The 14,459-nt window shown below is 32.4% G+C and carries 13 protein-coding genes and 16 tRNA genes; 4 read left to right on the top strand and 25 right to left on the bottom strand.

Features of this window, described 5'->3' with window-relative positions:
* Positions 1-7: 7 nt before the first annotated feature.
* From RIN63_RS10600 to RIN63_RS10575, 6 genes are all read right to left on the bottom strand, one after another.
* Positions 8-547: an XRE family transcriptional regulator gene (locus RIN63_RS10600; protein WP_310444700.1), complete on the bottom strand. Its 540-nt coding sequence runs from the start codon at positions 545-547 to the stop codon at positions 8-10.
* A gap of 305 nt (positions 548-852) precedes the next feature.
* The gene (locus tag RIN63_RS10595) at positions 853-1,614 is read right to left on the bottom strand and encodes a TPM domain-containing protein (RefSeq protein ID WP_310444699.1); all 762 of its coding nucleotides are present in this window, start codon (positions 1,612-1,614) and stop codon (positions 853-855) included.
* A gap of 13 nt (positions 1,615-1,627) precedes the next feature.
* On the bottom strand, positions 1,628-2,131 hold the full coding sequence (locus tag RIN63_RS10590) for a LemA family protein (RefSeq protein WP_310444987.1): 504 nt from the start codon (positions 2,129-2,131) through the stop codon (positions 1,628-1,630).
* A gap of 72 nt (positions 2,132-2,203) precedes the next feature.
* Positions 2,204-3,370 (bottom strand): tRNA uracil 4-sulfurtransferase ThiI, encoded by a 1,167-nt coding sequence (gene thiI / locus RIN63_RS10585; protein ID WP_310444698.1) that lies wholly within the window; start codon positions 3,368-3,370, stop codon positions 2,204-2,206.
* A gap of 4 nt (positions 3,371-3,374) precedes the next feature.
* Positions 3,375-4,529 carry a cysteine desulfurase family protein gene (locus RIN63_RS10580; protein WP_310444697.1) on the bottom strand — a complete coding sequence of 385 codons (1,155 nt, stop codon included), beginning with the start codon at positions 4,527-4,529 and terminating at the stop codon, positions 3,375-3,377.
* A gap of 19 nt (positions 4,530-4,548) precedes the next feature.
* Entirely contained in the window at positions 4,549-5,151 is a 603-nt protein-coding gene (locus tag RIN63_RS10575; RefSeq protein WP_310444696.1) for a lactate utilization protein, read from the bottom strand.
* Between the two features lie 357 nt (positions 5,152-5,508).
* Between RIN63_RS10575 and RIN63_RS10570 the strand changes: the two genes are divergently transcribed.
* Positions 5,509-6,504 carry an asparaginase gene (locus tag RIN63_RS10570; protein ID WP_310444695.1) on the top strand — a complete coding sequence of 332 codons (996 nt, stop codon included), beginning with the start codon at positions 5,509-5,511 and terminating at the stop codon, positions 6,502-6,504.
* Positions 6,505-6,648: 144 nt separating this feature from the next.
* On the opposite strand, the gene RIN63_RS10565 is transcribed toward RIN63_RS10570, so the two are convergent.
* The gene (locus RIN63_RS10565) at positions 6,649-7,650 is read right to left on the bottom strand and encodes a hypothetical protein (RefSeq protein WP_310444694.1); all 1,002 of its coding nucleotides are present in this window, start codon (positions 7,648-7,650) and stop codon (positions 6,649-6,651) included.
* Positions 7,651-7,868: 218 nt separating this feature from the next.
* On the opposite strand from RIN63_RS10565, the gene RIN63_RS10560 reads away from it, so the two are divergent.
* A complete protein-coding gene (locus RIN63_RS10560; protein ID WP_310444693.1) occupies positions 7,869-8,879 on the top strand; it encodes a hypothetical protein in 1,011 nt (336 codons plus the stop codon).
* Between the two features lie 55 nt (positions 8,880-8,934).
* On the opposite strand, the gene RIN63_RS10555 is transcribed toward RIN63_RS10560, so the two are convergent.
* Together RIN63_RS10555 and RIN63_RS10550 are read right to left on the bottom strand one after the other, a co-directional pair.
* On the bottom strand, positions 8,935-9,387 hold the full coding sequence (locus RIN63_RS10555; RefSeq protein ID WP_310444692.1) for a nucleoside recognition domain-containing protein: 453 nt from the start codon (positions 9,385-9,387) through the stop codon (positions 8,935-8,937).
* 11 nt (positions 9,388-9,398) lie between these two features.
* On the bottom strand, positions 9,399-9,899 hold the full coding sequence (locus RIN63_RS10550; protein WP_310444691.1) for a nucleoside recognition domain-containing protein: 501 nt from the start codon (positions 9,897-9,899) through the stop codon (positions 9,399-9,401).
* 59 nt (positions 9,900-9,958) lie between these two features.
* Here RIN63_RS10550 and RIN63_RS10545 point away from each other — a divergent pair, with 59 nt between their 5' ends.
* Both RIN63_RS10545 and RIN63_RS10540 read left to right on the top strand, forming a co-directional pair.
* Positions 9,959-10,936, top strand: a complete 978-nt coding sequence (locus tag RIN63_RS10545) for a ribonuclease H-like domain-containing protein (RefSeq protein WP_310444690.1) — start codon at positions 9,959-9,961, stop codon at positions 10,934-10,936.
* Positions 10,937-11,170: 234 nt separating this feature from the next.
* A complete protein-coding gene (locus RIN63_RS10540; protein ID WP_310444689.1) occupies positions 11,171-12,439 on the top strand; it encodes a DUF1576 domain-containing protein in 1,269 nt (422 codons plus the stop codon).
* 123 nt (positions 12,440-12,562) lie between these two features.
* Here the strand turns inward: RIN63_RS10540 and RIN63_RS10535 are convergent.
* The 16 genes from RIN63_RS10535 to RIN63_RS10460 all read right to left on the bottom strand — a co-directional run bounded on the left by RIN63_RS10535 (position 12,563) and on the right by RIN63_RS10460 (position 14,442).
* Positions 12,563-12,639: transfer RNA gene (locus RIN63_RS10535), tRNA-Ile, on the bottom strand.
* Positions 12,640-12,642: 3 nt separating this feature from the next.
* A tRNA-Val gene (locus RIN63_RS10530) sits at positions 12,643-12,718 on the bottom strand.
* A gap of 47 nt (positions 12,719-12,765) precedes the next feature.
* Positions 12,766-12,840: transfer RNA gene (locus tag RIN63_RS10525), tRNA-Trp, on the bottom strand.
* A gap of 111 nt (positions 12,841-12,951) precedes the next feature.
* Positions 12,952-13,028, bottom strand: a tRNA-Ile gene (locus RIN63_RS10520).
* A 34-nt stretch (positions 13,029-13,062) separates the two neighbouring features.
* Positions 13,063-13,138 (bottom strand) — tRNA-Phe (locus RIN63_RS10515).
* Positions 13,139-13,191: 53 nt separating this feature from the next.
* Positions 13,192-13,268, bottom strand: a tRNA-Ile gene (locus RIN63_RS10510).
* Between the two features lie 68 nt (positions 13,269-13,336).
* A tRNA-Ser gene (locus tag RIN63_RS10505) sits at positions 13,337-13,427 on the bottom strand.
* A 56-nt stretch (positions 13,428-13,483) separates the two neighbouring features.
* A tRNA-Ser gene (locus RIN63_RS10500) sits at positions 13,484-13,572 on the bottom strand.
* A 62-nt stretch (positions 13,573-13,634) separates the two neighbouring features.
* Positions 13,635-13,710: transfer RNA gene (locus tag RIN63_RS10495), tRNA-Lys, on the bottom strand.
* A gap of 40 nt (positions 13,711-13,750) precedes the next feature.
* Positions 13,751-13,827: transfer RNA gene (locus tag RIN63_RS10490), tRNA-Gln, on the bottom strand.
* A gap of 7 nt (positions 13,828-13,834) precedes the next feature.
* A tRNA-Arg gene (locus RIN63_RS10485) sits at positions 13,835-13,911 on the bottom strand.
* Positions 13,912-13,923: 12 nt separating this feature from the next.
* Positions 13,924-13,997 (bottom strand) — tRNA-Gly (locus RIN63_RS10480).
* A 35-nt stretch (positions 13,998-14,032) separates the two neighbouring features.
* A tRNA-Tyr gene (locus RIN63_RS10475) sits at positions 14,033-14,117 on the bottom strand.
* Positions 14,118-14,178: 61 nt separating this feature from the next.
* A tRNA-Thr gene (locus tag RIN63_RS10470) sits at positions 14,179-14,254 on the bottom strand.
* Positions 14,255-14,277: 23 nt separating this feature from the next.
* A tRNA-Asp gene (locus RIN63_RS10465) sits at positions 14,278-14,354 on the bottom strand.
* A 12-nt stretch (positions 14,355-14,366) separates the two neighbouring features.
* A tRNA-Val gene (locus tag RIN63_RS10460) sits at positions 14,367-14,442 on the bottom strand.
* Between the last annotated feature and the right edge of the window lie 17 nt (positions 14,443-14,459).

Raw genomic sequence — 14,459 nt, 5'->3', positions numbered from 1 at the left:
ATCATCTTTAGAAACTAGGTGGCGTGCTCACCCAAATAACTGAAGCCTTTGTCTTTCCTTCATTTGATATATAATGGTTAGAGTTAGCTTTGTAATAAAAACTCTCACCTTTCCTAACTTTATATCTTTCTCTACCTATATAAACATAAATACTTCCATTTAACACATATCCAAACTCTTCACCTTCATGGGGTATATCTTCTTTTGATCTTCCCCCAGCTTCTAGTTCAATGAGAATCGGCTCCATTCTATTCTTTTGGGCATTTGGTATTATCCATTTAAGTACATACTTTAATTCATCATTTTCTACTTCGAAGGCATCATCTTTAGAAAATACTATTTTCTCATCTATAGTCTCATTAAAAAAATCCTTTAAATTCGTGCCTAATCCTTCTAGTATATCCACTAAAGTTGCTATGGAAGGAGATGCTAAATCTCTTTCTAATTGAGAAATAAATCCTTTTGTTAATTCCGATCTATCGGCTAATTCTTCTTGGGTAAGTGAATTTTGAATTCTTAGCCTTCTAATCTTTTCACCAATTTTCATAGTACACCTCCTATTGAAATCCTAACTATATATTAAATAAAAAGTTTATCTTTACTAAACTTTATATATACTAACTACCATATTATAGACAAATATATAGTAGTTGTCAATAGATTTTTTAATTATTTAAAAATTGTCAAGATGTGTATTATACTTGATTCTAGCTTTTTTAAATTACTATTAGTTTAGTATATATATACGAAATCTAACATTTGGTAAATTTCGTATTATTTTTTCTGTTTTTAAACAAAAAACTGACTTTATATATTAAATAATATATAAAGTCAGTCTATATTTATTAGTATCTACCATTTTCCTCCAGCTCCACCACCACCAGAGCGTCCTCCACCACCTGAAGATCTTCCACCCCGTGATCCTCCAGAGCTTCCTCTGCCTATATTACGCAGTATGGCATAGGTAATCCATCCTCCAAAAAATTTGAAATCTATAATTATCAGGATAATTATACCAATAATAATTGGTATACTAAGGAAATTAAACTCTGATTCATTGCTATCATTTATAGAGGGATGATCCTCAATTGTCAATGATTTATCCAAACTTATAGTATATTCTTCTTCTAATCCTATAAGTATTTGATTAAATCCTGATAAAATTCCATTTGAATACTCTCCTTCTGAGAAATAAGGTAAGATGTAATTATCTATTATTCTATTAACCTTACTATCTGGAAATGGTCCCTCTAGACCATATCCTACCTCAATCCATAATTCTCTATCTGTAGGTACAATTAATAATAGCATTCCATTATCATATTCATCGCTACCTATCTTCCACTCTTCAAAAAGGGATGTGGAATAAGAGTTTATATCTGCTCCTTCTAAAGAATTTATAGTGGCTACTACCACTTGTGCACCTGTTTTCTTATATAATTCTTTGTTCACTTCAAGGATGTAGCTCTCAATCTCTTTGTCTATTACATTTGCTTCATCATAAACATAAAAATCATAATTAGGCTCAGGCAATTTATTACTAGCACCAAAGGCGGTTGTAGTTAGAAGTAGAATTGTACAAAGAATAATAAAAATCTTTCTATTCTTCTTCATATAAAACATCCCCTTAGAAATTTACTTTTGGTAATTCTGCATCCTGCTCATTTATTTCAAAGTATTGAGCTTTTTCAAATCCTAACAAGCCTGCCCATATATTTGTAGGTAGTTTTCTAATCTTCCCATTATATTTCTTTACTGTTTCGTTATATCTCATTCTTTCCGTAGCTATTCTGTTTTCAGTACCTGCTAATTCAACTTGAAGGTCTGCAAAATTTTGATTAGCTTTTAAATCCGGATAATTCTCTACTATTACATTTAATGATTTTATAGCATTAGTTAATCCTGCATCTGCTTGTGCATACTCTTCTGGAGTGCTAGCATTAGCATATTGTGCTCTAGCTGCAGTTATACTATCTATTACTTCTGTTTCGTGAGCAGCATAACCTTTAACTGTTTCTACTAAATTTGGAATCAAATCTGCCCTACGCTTTAATTGGTTCTCAACTTGAGCCCATGCATTATTTATTTCTTCATCTAATGAAACTAGATTATTATATGAACCTATTCCCATAATAACAAACAATACAATAATCCCAACAATAATTAATAAACCTTTTCCCTTCACAACAAATCCCCCTTCAATTTACTCTATTATGGTTATTTTCATGCCTTCTATTGCTTGATCAACAAGAAAATTTATATCTAAAGCTTCTTCAGAAGCCTCAATATCCTCTATCTTTGGTTTTGTAACTGGATGTTTAGGTAGAAAAACAGTACAACAATCTTCAAAAGGTAGTACAGATGTGTCAAATGTTTCAATATCCTTTGCAATCTCAATTATATCTACCTTATCTAAGCCTATTAAAGGCCTAAATACAGGAAGATTAACTGATTCATTGGTCATAGTAATGCCTTCAATAGTTTGACTGGCTACTTGCCCTAAACTCTCCCCAGTTATTAATGCATTTAATTCATTTTCCAATGCTATTCTTTCTGCTATCCTCATCATAAATCTTCTAGATAAAATTGTCATCTCCTTTTCAGGACATTTTGCATTTAGTTCCTTCTGTATATCTAATAAGTTTACACTATACATTTTTATCTTGCCTGTATATCTAGATAGAATAGCAGCCAAATCCTTAACTTTCTCCTCTGCTCTTTCAGATGTAAAAGGATAAGAGTGATAATGTACTGCTGATATTTCAACACCTCTTTTAGCCATGAGAAATCCTGCTACTGGGCTATCTATACCCCCGGATAACAATAGTAAACCTTTTCCATTAGTACCTATTGGCATACCACCATGACCCTTTATCTTATCAGTGTAGACATACACATTCTGCTTAATATCAATAAATAAAAATGTATCTGGCTTGTGTACATCAACACTTAGTTTGTCAAAATTTTTAAGTATAAATCCTCCCATTTGTCTAGAAAAATCTGGTGATTTTATTGGAAAGTTTTTATCCGCCCTATTTGTCTCTATCTTAAATGTGCTGATTTTTTCCTTTTCCATTTTATGTTTCATTATGTCCAGTGCAGCCTTTTCAATATCTGCTACATCTTTTCCTACTCTTATACATGGGCTTATATAAACAAGGCCAAATACTTTCCTCAATCTATTTGTCATTTGAGGAAAATTATGTTCCTCAGCTTCTATATATATCTTACCCTGTTCCTTATATATCTTTTCAAAACCAATATCCTTTATTGCATTTCTAATATGTTTAATCAATTTGTCTTCAAAATATTTTCTATTTAATCCTTTTAGGGCAATTTCACCTAAACTTACTGATAGTACGCTATCCACTAAATCACCTCTTAGTTATTTGTCTAATATCAGATATTGATTCTTTTAATATCTGAATTGTATAATCTATATCTTCTATTGTGTTTTCATATGAGAAGCAAAATCTAATTGCTCCTTCTATCTCTTCATCCTTTAAAGAAATGCCTCGTAATACATGGCTTTTTTCAGTGCCCTTAGAAGAACACGCCGATGAAGTAGATACATATATCTCCTTATCCTCTAAATAATGTAAAAGAACTTCTCCCCTAACATATTTAAATGAAACATTCAATATATATGGAGATGATCTTTCATCTAAGGTCGTGTTAAATTTTATATCTTCTATTTCTTCTTTAATTTTAGTAGCAAAACTTTTTTTCAGTTCATAAGCATGTTTGGCTTCTTTATAAAAATTATCATTCATAATTCTTACTGCTTCACCAAATCCAATAATACCTGTTAGATTTTCGGTTCCAGATCGTAATCCTTTTTCTTGGTTACCACCATATAATATTGGTGCTAGTGTATGCTTTTTATCAATATATAGGCCACCAATTCCCTTTGGCCCATATATTTTATGCCCACTAAAAGAATAACTATCTACACCTGATGCTTTTAGTGAAAGTTCAACTTTGCCAAAGCCCTGAACTCCATCTACATGAAATATTGTATTAGGATTTATTTCTTTAATAAGTCTATTTATTTCAGAAATAGGCTGTATTGACCCAATTTCATTATTCACATGCATAATAGCAACTAGAATAGTCTCTTGAGAAATATTGCTTCGTAGCTCATCTAAAGAAATGATTCCATGTTCATCTACATTTAAATAAGTAACACTATAGCCTTGTTTTTCATAGCTTTTCATTATATTTAAAACTGAAGAGTGTTCAATTTTTGTAGTAATTATATGTTTTCCTCTTTTGTGTAGTTTATTAACCACACTTTGTATAGCTATATTGTTACTCTCAGTACCTCCAGATGTAAAATATATTTCACTACTTTCTACATTCAGATATCTTGAAATATATTCCCTTGATTCTTTTATCTTCTTTTCTGCTCTCATACCCAGCCTATGAAGTGAAGATGGGTTAGCAAAATCTTCAACCATACTCTGGGAAATTACTTTTACAACTTCTTCTCTTGGTCTTGTTGTAGAACAATTGTCTAAATAAATCAAATATATACACCTCTTAAAATTAATATCCTAGTTCTTCATCTATTAAATATATGTGAATTTTAGTGGATCCTGGATTCCTATGAAGTATTACCTCTGCTTTACAAATCCTTTGTGGTGAATCACAATCAATGCATTTTCCTGTATGTACACATGGAGTATTTAGGTTTAATCTTTTAGCATTCATTGGTGCAGCAATATTTTTAATTCTTTCCCTAGCTGCTTCATAATCACTGCAAATTTTGTTTTTTCCAACAAGAATATAAACATCCTTATGTCCGTAAATCATAGCTCCCACTCTATTTCCATTCCCATCCATATTCACAAGCTTACCATCCATTGTTATGGCATTTGTACTAGTAATATAAGTATCTGCATTTTTGGCTTTATTAATTGCATTTTCAATATCTTTTTTCCAATGCCAGTAAACATCATTTCCTCTATCTCTTAAATCTTCGTATAATTCCATTTCTTGAACTGTAATAGATCCACCCATTCCTACAGATTCTTCTAGCTTTATTTGAGATAATAATTCTTCTTTTGCTTCTACAATATTATTAAACATTTTAACTTCAAAGCTATTTCTTTTTAACATGCTTTCTAATTCAATAAATCTACCATCCATCTGAGTCCCTCCTAAAATAACTATCCATTTAATACTATTATATAGGAATTCAATATATTATTAAAGTAAAATTAAAAAATCTTCTATTTCAAAGGCTTTATGTAAACTTCCTGTCTAATTTTGAAATATTTTAAAATAGATATTGCATCTTTTGTCGATATTTGTTATAATGAGTTTGTGGTTATCCCCCTGGTAACCTCAAATAAGATCTCTATTCCCAATACCCCTTTTGAACGGTTTATTTACATCCAAATTGGGTGAAGACTCCTCGGTGGAGTCTTTTTTTTATTCTTTTTTACAATAATTGTGTAAATTATGTTATATTTATATTATAAATATATACTGGAGGTATTTTATATGTCTAATCAGAATAAAGTAGCTATAATATTTACGGGCGGTACAATTTCCATGAAAATTGATCCCCGGCTTCATGCAGCTATTCCATCATTATCTTCCAAAGATATCATTGGAATGCTTACAAATATAGAAGACTTTTCAGAGATTGAAGTCATTGATTATGCTAATGTTCCTAGCCCACATATTACTCCATCAATGATGATGGAAATTGGTGAATTAGTAAAAAAAACCATAGTTAGAGATGATATTACAGGTGTTATCGTTACCCATGGTACAGATACTTTGGAAGAAACAGCATATCTATTAGATTTAATAATACATACTGACAAACCTGTTGTTGTAGTAGGGGCAATGAGAAACAGCTCTGAACTGGGATATGACGGCTCTAGTAATTTGTCTGCAGCTCTTTGCACTGCAATCTCAAAAAATGCAAAAAATAAGGGTGTTTTAGTTGTTATGAACAATGAAGTAAATGCTGCTAGTGAAGTAACTAAAACCAATACTTTATCTCTAGACACATTTAAATCACCAGAATTCGGTCCATTAGGAATAGTTGATAATGATCAAGTCATCTTTTATCGTGATATAGTATCCCATCAATTTATTGATACTGATAATATTGAAGAAAAGGTAGCATTAATTAAATCAGTACCAGGTATGGAATCAGATATATTTGATTTTTATTTAGAGTCTGGCTATAAAGGTATAGTAATAGAGTCCATGGGTAGAGGTAATATTCCTCCGGCAATGGTTCCAGGAGTAAAAAAGGCAATTAGTCAAAACATTCCTGTAGTTATGGTATCTAGATGTCCTACTGGTAGAGTATTAGATTCATATGGCTATGAAGGCGGAGGTAAACATTTGCGTGAATTAGGTGTAATTTTTGGAGGAAACCTACCTGGGCAAAAAATAAGAATAAAACTCATGTTAGCATTAGGACTTACAAAAGATATGGTAAAGGTTAAAGAAATCATTGAACAAAATTTATTTATATAATCTAATTAAAAAGGCCTAATATGGCCTTTTTTTAGAAGCTCTTCTTATATACTCCTTTAGTTCTCCGATTTAAAAATCTCTCAATCTCTTCTATATTATCCTCCAGTGTACTAATTCTTTCTTCCAACTTCATTACTATATTTTCTAAATCCTTATGGGATTTGTAAACTTCTTTTTTTTTAATGGTATCTCTAAGGCATTAGCTGTAGATCCAAAACCAATAAATTCGATGTCTGGACTTACTTTACCAAATGAATGATTTAAGATTACATCTTTTTCAGGAATAATTGTCAGATATTTGTATCTAAGGAAATCTATACTTCTTGAACTATTCCACATATAGACTGATTCCCAACTTTGTCCTCTATCTCCGCTATATCTACTTAATACTTTATTGGATTCTACCCAAGTAATCCATAGCTTATCTTCATAAAATATTATAGTTGGATAAGATGGGCTCCCTTCATTAGATATTATTTCTGTATTCTGCTCAATACCTCCTGCAAAGGATAACCTCTCATATTTTACTACTAAATTTCCATCTATAAATTGGCAATAAGATAAATGTACATACTCATCTATTTTAAGCATATCTAAAAACAATTTCTCAGTTGGTGTATCTACTAATTTTATTCCATCACTCCATTCCAATTTGCTAAAAGAAAATTCCTTTAATTCAATGGTAAAACTACTTTTATAGTATGATAATAGTAGCTTATCATCTAGTCCTATTAGTTTAAATGGATTTAAAGCTCTTTGTGCTGTTATTTCATCAATGGTATAGTTAAACCACTTATTTCCATCATAATAATGATGATTAATATAATATTTCTGTTCATCAACTGATATTCTAGTTTGGTAAACTATATGTATTGTATTATTATTTGTCAAAATATTTAAATCAAATACTTCTAAAATAGGATCCACTGTCAGTTGGATTTCTTCTATTTTACTGTCTTTAATTGTTACTAGAATAAGGTGCATATCTTTGTTCTGGTATACTATATAGATTTTATTTGGATTAACAATAGTTACATCATATTCTTCAAGTATATTTGATGCAATTACCTCTGTCCTATTAGTATCTTTATCTCCACCTAACCTATCCATCAAAATCTCACTTTTCACTTTCCTAACTAATATCATGCTATTATGACTAGTTCTCCCAATGACCCACTTATCTAAGAAAAACGACATTTACTCACCATCTTTCATTAAAATTTCTATAAAATTATTCCCTTCTTAATAATAAATATTAAATTAGTGTTCTTTATATTACTGCTTTATTTGTAACAGAACAATAGTCTGCGGAATATATTATCAATGAGAAGTAAACTTAAATTTATTTAAAAGGAGGAAAAAAAATGGGTACAACAAATATATTACCAGAAGACATTACCCAAAATATTGCTGATAGATGCTGTGTCGGGACAACAGGCTGTGAATGGGATGGAACTCTAAGAAGAGTGGTAACAGAACCTATCTTTGTACAAAAAGTTTACGATGCTATCCTAGTAAACTTACAAGCTCTTAGTACTGTAAATAATGTTAGATTTACTCCTAACTTACCAGCAAATTCCAGAATACTAAGAGTAATAGACATAAGATGTAGAAAATTCTTTAATCCGGCAAATATAAATGACCCTCGTAACTTAATTGTAGATCCTGAAACAATTCTTTCAGGTGGAGAATTTGTTAGAGATGAAAAAGGATGTTTTGTTGAAGTAGTAGGTCCTGATGGACTATCAAATCAAAAGTTAATATTTGCTGACACTACAGAATGTGATGACATTGGAAGAGGTACACCAGTATTTGGTACACAAAGGATATTTTTAAGAGGAAATGTATTAGTAGAAATTGATGTATTAGTTCTAGATTCTAGAGGGAGAAGAATAACTATTACACTGTCTGCTAATATCCCTATTGCACCAGTAAACGCACCTATAGTGCTCACTAATTTCTTTGAATTATGTATACCTTCAGTATTTGATTCAGCTTTCTTCCCAAGATTTGCTGAATTCTGTAATATACTATGTGAAACAAGATTAGCTACAAACAGTATTTCAAGAGATATACGTATAAATCCTGAAACAGGTGAGGTAAGAATCGATTTAATAATCGCACTTTGTATTAGTTGTGAGAAGAAAATAATAGTTCCTGTTCAACTATGCGTACTTTCCACAGGATTTACTCAACTATCACCTGAAACTTCACCAATCTGCGGAACCTTCCCAACTCTATTCCCAAGACAAATAGATTCAGATAGTGTAGGTGGAATTGAAGACCCAGGTAAACCTGGTCGCCCAGGATGTAGAGATAATTTCCGAGGACTAGTTGCAGAAGATTATTATGAAGATGAAAACGATATAGAATAATGAAAAGAAGGTGCTATATTAGCACCTTCCTTTATATTGTTTATATATTAGTTAATCATATCTTTAATTCTATTCGATTCAATACTTTTGATGCAAAATAAGAAATAATTATAGCAACCCCTACCCTTACCCCCAATAGAAGCCATAAATTAGCTCCAATAACTACAAATAAGAGGGTATCCTCAATTACAGCATGACATGCTATTAAAAATATCATTAAAGTATAAAGATCTTTCTTGCTTAAATTATTTTCTTCCACACTTTCTATGATTACTCCTGCTCCATAAGATAGTCCAAAAATCAAACCTATTATCAATGGAAGAACAGCTTCATTTGAAATGTTTAGAAATCTAGCAATAGGTCTCATCTTTTTAGATATCTTGTCTATCAAATCTAAACTCTTAAATATCTCCATAGCTATCATTAAAGGAATTATTATCTTTGCCATTGTAATTACTGAACCTAAAGCCCCAGTGGAGCTCTCTTTTATATATAGCCAAAAATCCATTTTTCTTCCTCCTACAAAATAATATTAAGTATTATACCAGAAGCTATTGTTAAACTAAGCCTAATCAGCACTACCATAATTAGACTGACCCCAGTCCTCTTTGCCACTGCTGATTCTAATAACATGCTGTGGGAAAAGGATAGCATCACTGATAAGATAGTTATTTGCTTGATACTTAAACTCAAGCTAGCAATAACCCCTATTCCAGCATATAAATTAACAAAATTGCCTATTACTAAGGCTAGGGATGCTTCTCCTGGTAATCCTAATAATTTCATAGCAGGTTCAAACCATGATGAAATATATCCTAAGAGAGGTGTCATCTTTAAAAAAGTAATAAAGAAATATACAGGAACTATAATCTTTGTAAGCCTCCATAGGGTAATAAGTCCTTTTTTAAATCCTTTTTTAGTGCTTTCAATTAGCATTAACATCATCCTTCTTAAAGTATTGTATATAATTTCTAGTATCAATATGGCTAATTGAAACTTTGATTTTATATATATTTCCATGTATAATTAAAACATAACAATAGTATTATAACATAAATAAAGAATTGGGTGAACGGATTATGGAAGTCATAAAAAATATAATTTCTCATTCATTAGATATAAGTAAATATTTTGGAGATGAGACTGTCTGCTTTTTAGATATAGAAACTACTGGATTAAGTAGGGATAAAAATGTAATCTACTTAATTGGAGTTCTATATCTTGAGGGCACCGCATGGATATTAAAACAATATTTTGCTAACTCCATAGCTAAAGAAAAGGATTTGTTAGTACAATTTATATCAGATATATCTTCTTTTGGTAAGATAATCACCTACAATGGTGATTCCTTCGATTTACCTTTTATTAACCATAGACTAATGCATCATCAAATAAATAGTAATATATCCAAAGATAAATCTTTTGATATATATAGAATAGTTAAGAATAACAAGCAATATTTAGAACTAGAAAACTTAAAGTTAAAAACTATAGAATTAGCTCTTGGTTTTGAGAGAGAAGATATATACTCTGGACTTGATTGTATTGGATTTTATTATGATTATATTAAATCTAATAATAAATTGATGAAAGATAATACTTTAAAACATAACTATGACGACCTTGTTCACATGCTAGATATAATCACAATATTAGATATTATAGATGATAAAAAAACTATTATCTTAGGATCCCCTAGTAATGTCATTAAATTTTCAATTGATAATATTGTTACTAATGGTGATCTCCTAAATATCAATGGCACAATTAGCAATCCTCTAGATAGTAACATCAAATACTTTGGAGAAAATTATAATTTGATAACTGAAGATTTAAATAAGTTTACTATATCTTTAGAGATTAAGAAGGGATATATATCAGAAAAAGATAAATGTAGATATATCGAAACTAATGATTTCCCAAACATAGATGATCTTGTAGATTCCAGTGGATACAAATTGCCTACTAATATTATTCTCCTCATGGTTGGTAATAAATATTGTATTCCCAATATAAAAAACTTATTAACAAAAATACTTGAAGCTATAGTTATATAAAGGTTAAGTATTTATTCAATACTTAACCTTTTTATAACTTTGTACTTTGTTTTTTTGTGTGTATCCAATGATATATTTTTATGATATAATAAAAAAATATCTTTTAAAAACTTTAATCCCTAAAAACCCCATTAAATCACATAAACGGAAATCCCTTCCATGTTTATATTTAAGCAAACTTTCCAATGATAAAAATAAATTATTAGTACCACTTCACAATATTCAGGAGGTAATATGAAAAAATGGCAAATCTCTATTTCTAATAATAATTTTAATCTTATGTTAATATCTTTTACTCCTATTCTTTTAATTATCATAGGATTCATAGTTGATTCACCTAAAGAAATCTTCAAAGGATTATTCGACATAATTATAGCCCCTGATTTACTTCTAACAGACTATTTAGCAGTTGGTGGTATTGGAGCAACTCTTCTAAATTCAGGGCTTCTTAAGTTATTATGCATTTCCCTTATATATTATTTAAAAATTCCTTTAACAGGACCTTTGATTGCTGCCACATTTACAGTTAGCGGCTTTGCATTCATAGGAAAAAATATTGGCAATGTATGGCCAATTATAATTGGAGGATTGCTATACTCCAATTATAAGAAGATAAACTTTAGGACAATTGTCACACCAATATTGTTCTCGACGACTTTAGCTCCTGCAGTTAGTGAAATTGCTTTTGGTCTAAATGTAAGCCATTATATTAGTATACCCTTAGGTATAGCAACTGGGATATTAATTGGATTTGTAATTATACCAATTTCTATTCATATGTCAACGTTCCATGGCGGATACAACCTATATAATATAGGCTTTACAGGTGGCATCATAGGTACATTACTAACTTCATTGATCAAAGGCTTTGGCTTTAGTATACGAACTCAATCGATTATATCCACAGAATATAATGGGTTTGTTCTAGGATTATTAATTTTCATTTCTTCTTATTATTTACTTATTGGATTTATAATAAATAATAAGAGCTTTAAAGGGTATTCTAAGGTATTAAATCATAGTGGTCATTCCTTAAGTGACTTTACTGAAACATTTGGATATGGTCTAGCCTATATAAATATTGGTATTATGGGCTTTATATCTATTCTCTATGTAATACTTGTAAAAGGTACCTTTAATGGACCTATAGTTGCTGGAATTATGACAATAATTGCCTTTGCTGCTCTAGGAAAGAATCCTAAAAACTCTATACCTATTCTCTTGGGAGTATATTTAGCTACTTTGCTTAAAATATTTGATGCTTCCTCTACTAGTATAATTATGGCTGCCTTATTTGGTACAACACTTGCTCCAATTACAGGTGTATATGGCCCTCTAGCTGGTATATTTGCAGGTTTTTTACATGTTTCTGTTGTATCTAATGTAATACAAGTCCACAGTGGATTGAACTTATATAATAATGGTTTTGCTGGTGGAATAGTTGCTGCAGTACTGGTTCCAATTTTTCAAACATTTTCTAAGGAAAAGGAAGATAATAATTGAAATAAAAAATACCTGCCTAAGTAAGCTATGAATTTATTTAACTATAATTAGAGAATACTTAATTAGATGTTTCTTACCATAATAACAAAAGAACAGACCAATTGGTCTGTTCTTTTGTTATTATGGTGGGCCTTCAGGGACTCGAACCCCGGACCTACCGGTTATGAGCCGGGCGCTCTAACCGACTGAGCTAAAGGCCCCAATGGTGGGAACAACAGGGCTCGAACCTGTGACCCCCTGCTTGTAAGGCAGGTGCTCTCCCAACTGAGCTATGCTCCCAAATAATGTTATTAATTGTTTTTCATCATATGTAGATAATTATACTTTGGCAGGGGTGGCAGGATTTGAACCCACGACATTCGGTTTTGGAGACCGACGTTCTGCCGCTGAACTACACCCCTATGATAGTTTAATAGTGAATATCTAATAATGAATAATTGAAAATATTTAGTTAAAAACTTATTCAATCTTCTCAGTCTATTAGTTATTCACTATTCATAATTTGCTGCTTATGGTGGGCCTTCAGGGACTCGAACCCCGGACCTACCGGTTATGAGCCGGGCGCTCTAACCGACTGAGCTAAAGGCCCATAGTATTATTATACTATGGTATTTGATAATCATTGGTGCCCGAAGCCGGAATCGAACCAGCGACACGCAGATTTTCAGTCTGCTGCTCTACCGACTGAGCTATCCGGGCATGGTAAATTGTTTTGCTTGCAAAATTAATTATGTAGCTTATGAAAAAATACATGGTGGGCCTTCAGGGACTCGAACCCCGGACCTACCGGTTATGAGCCGGGCGCTCTAACCAGCTGAGCTAAAGGCCCCAAAATATTTTTGGAAAATGCATATTAATTTTTAAGCTTCATACTACTTTTTTCAGAACAAATTTTTATGGCGGAGAAGGAGGGATTTGAACCCTCGCGCCCCGTGAAGGACCTACTCCCTTAGCAGGGGAGCCTCTTCAGCCGCTTGAGTACTTCTCCATATAAAAAAATTGTCCTAATGGACACTCCTGTAATTTGTTGCGGAGTGCATTAAATGGCGGAGAGGGTGGGATTCGAACCCACGTGGGCTTGCACCCTAACGGTTTTCAAGACCGCCCCGTTATGACCGCTTCGGTACCTCTCCAAAAACAGCACTATTGTGCACTTGTTCTATGTCTCCACATTCACTTCAATAGTGATATAAATTGGTGATCCATCCGCGACTCGAACGCGGGACACCCTGATTAAAAGTCAGGTGCTCTACCGACTGAGCTAATGGATCTTATTAAATGATTATTAGCTGAAATATTTTTATTGAAAACTGGCTGGGGTGACAGGACTCGAACCTGTGAAATGCTAGAGTCAAAGTCTAGTGCCTTACCGACTTGGCTACACCCCAATATTTATGGCGCGCCTAGGAGGATTCGAACCCCCGGCACACGGATTAGAAGTCCGTTGCTCTATCCGACTGAGCTATAGGCGCATATTTTTAAAATGGAGCGGGTGAAGGGGATCGAACCCTCGCAACCAGCTTGGAAGGCTGGGGCTCTACCACTGAGCTACACCCGCAAGTTGATAATACAATTTCATATTAAATAATATAATGGTGGAAGAGACTGGATTCGAACCAGTGAAAGCTTAGCTAACGGATTTACAGTCCGTCCCCTTTAGCCACTTGGGTACTCTTCCTTAAAGAAGTAATATTCATCATACTGGATTACTAAATCGAGTCCAGTAGATAAATAAGATATGGAGCCGGCAAGAGGACTTGAACCCCCGACCTACTGATTACAAGTCAGTTGCTCTACCAACTGAGCTACGCCGGCACATTATATTAAAAAGATTTTATTGGCGACCTGGAAGGGACTCGAACCCTCGACCTCCAGCGTGACAGGCTGGCATTCTAACCAACTGAACTACCAGGCCATTGATAGTTAATGGTGGGAACAACAGGGCTCGAACCTGTGACCCCCTGCTTGTAAGGCAGGTGCTCTCCCAACTGAGCTATGCTCCCAAATAAGTAATAATTGG

The sequence above is a fragment of the Tissierella sp. genome (assembly GCF_031460495.1).
GTDB lineage: Bacteria > Bacillota > Clostridia > Tissierellales > Tissierellaceae > JAVKTS01.
Note: the sequence above shows the minus strand (reverse complement) of the source record. Positions and strands in the feature narration are given on the sequence as shown.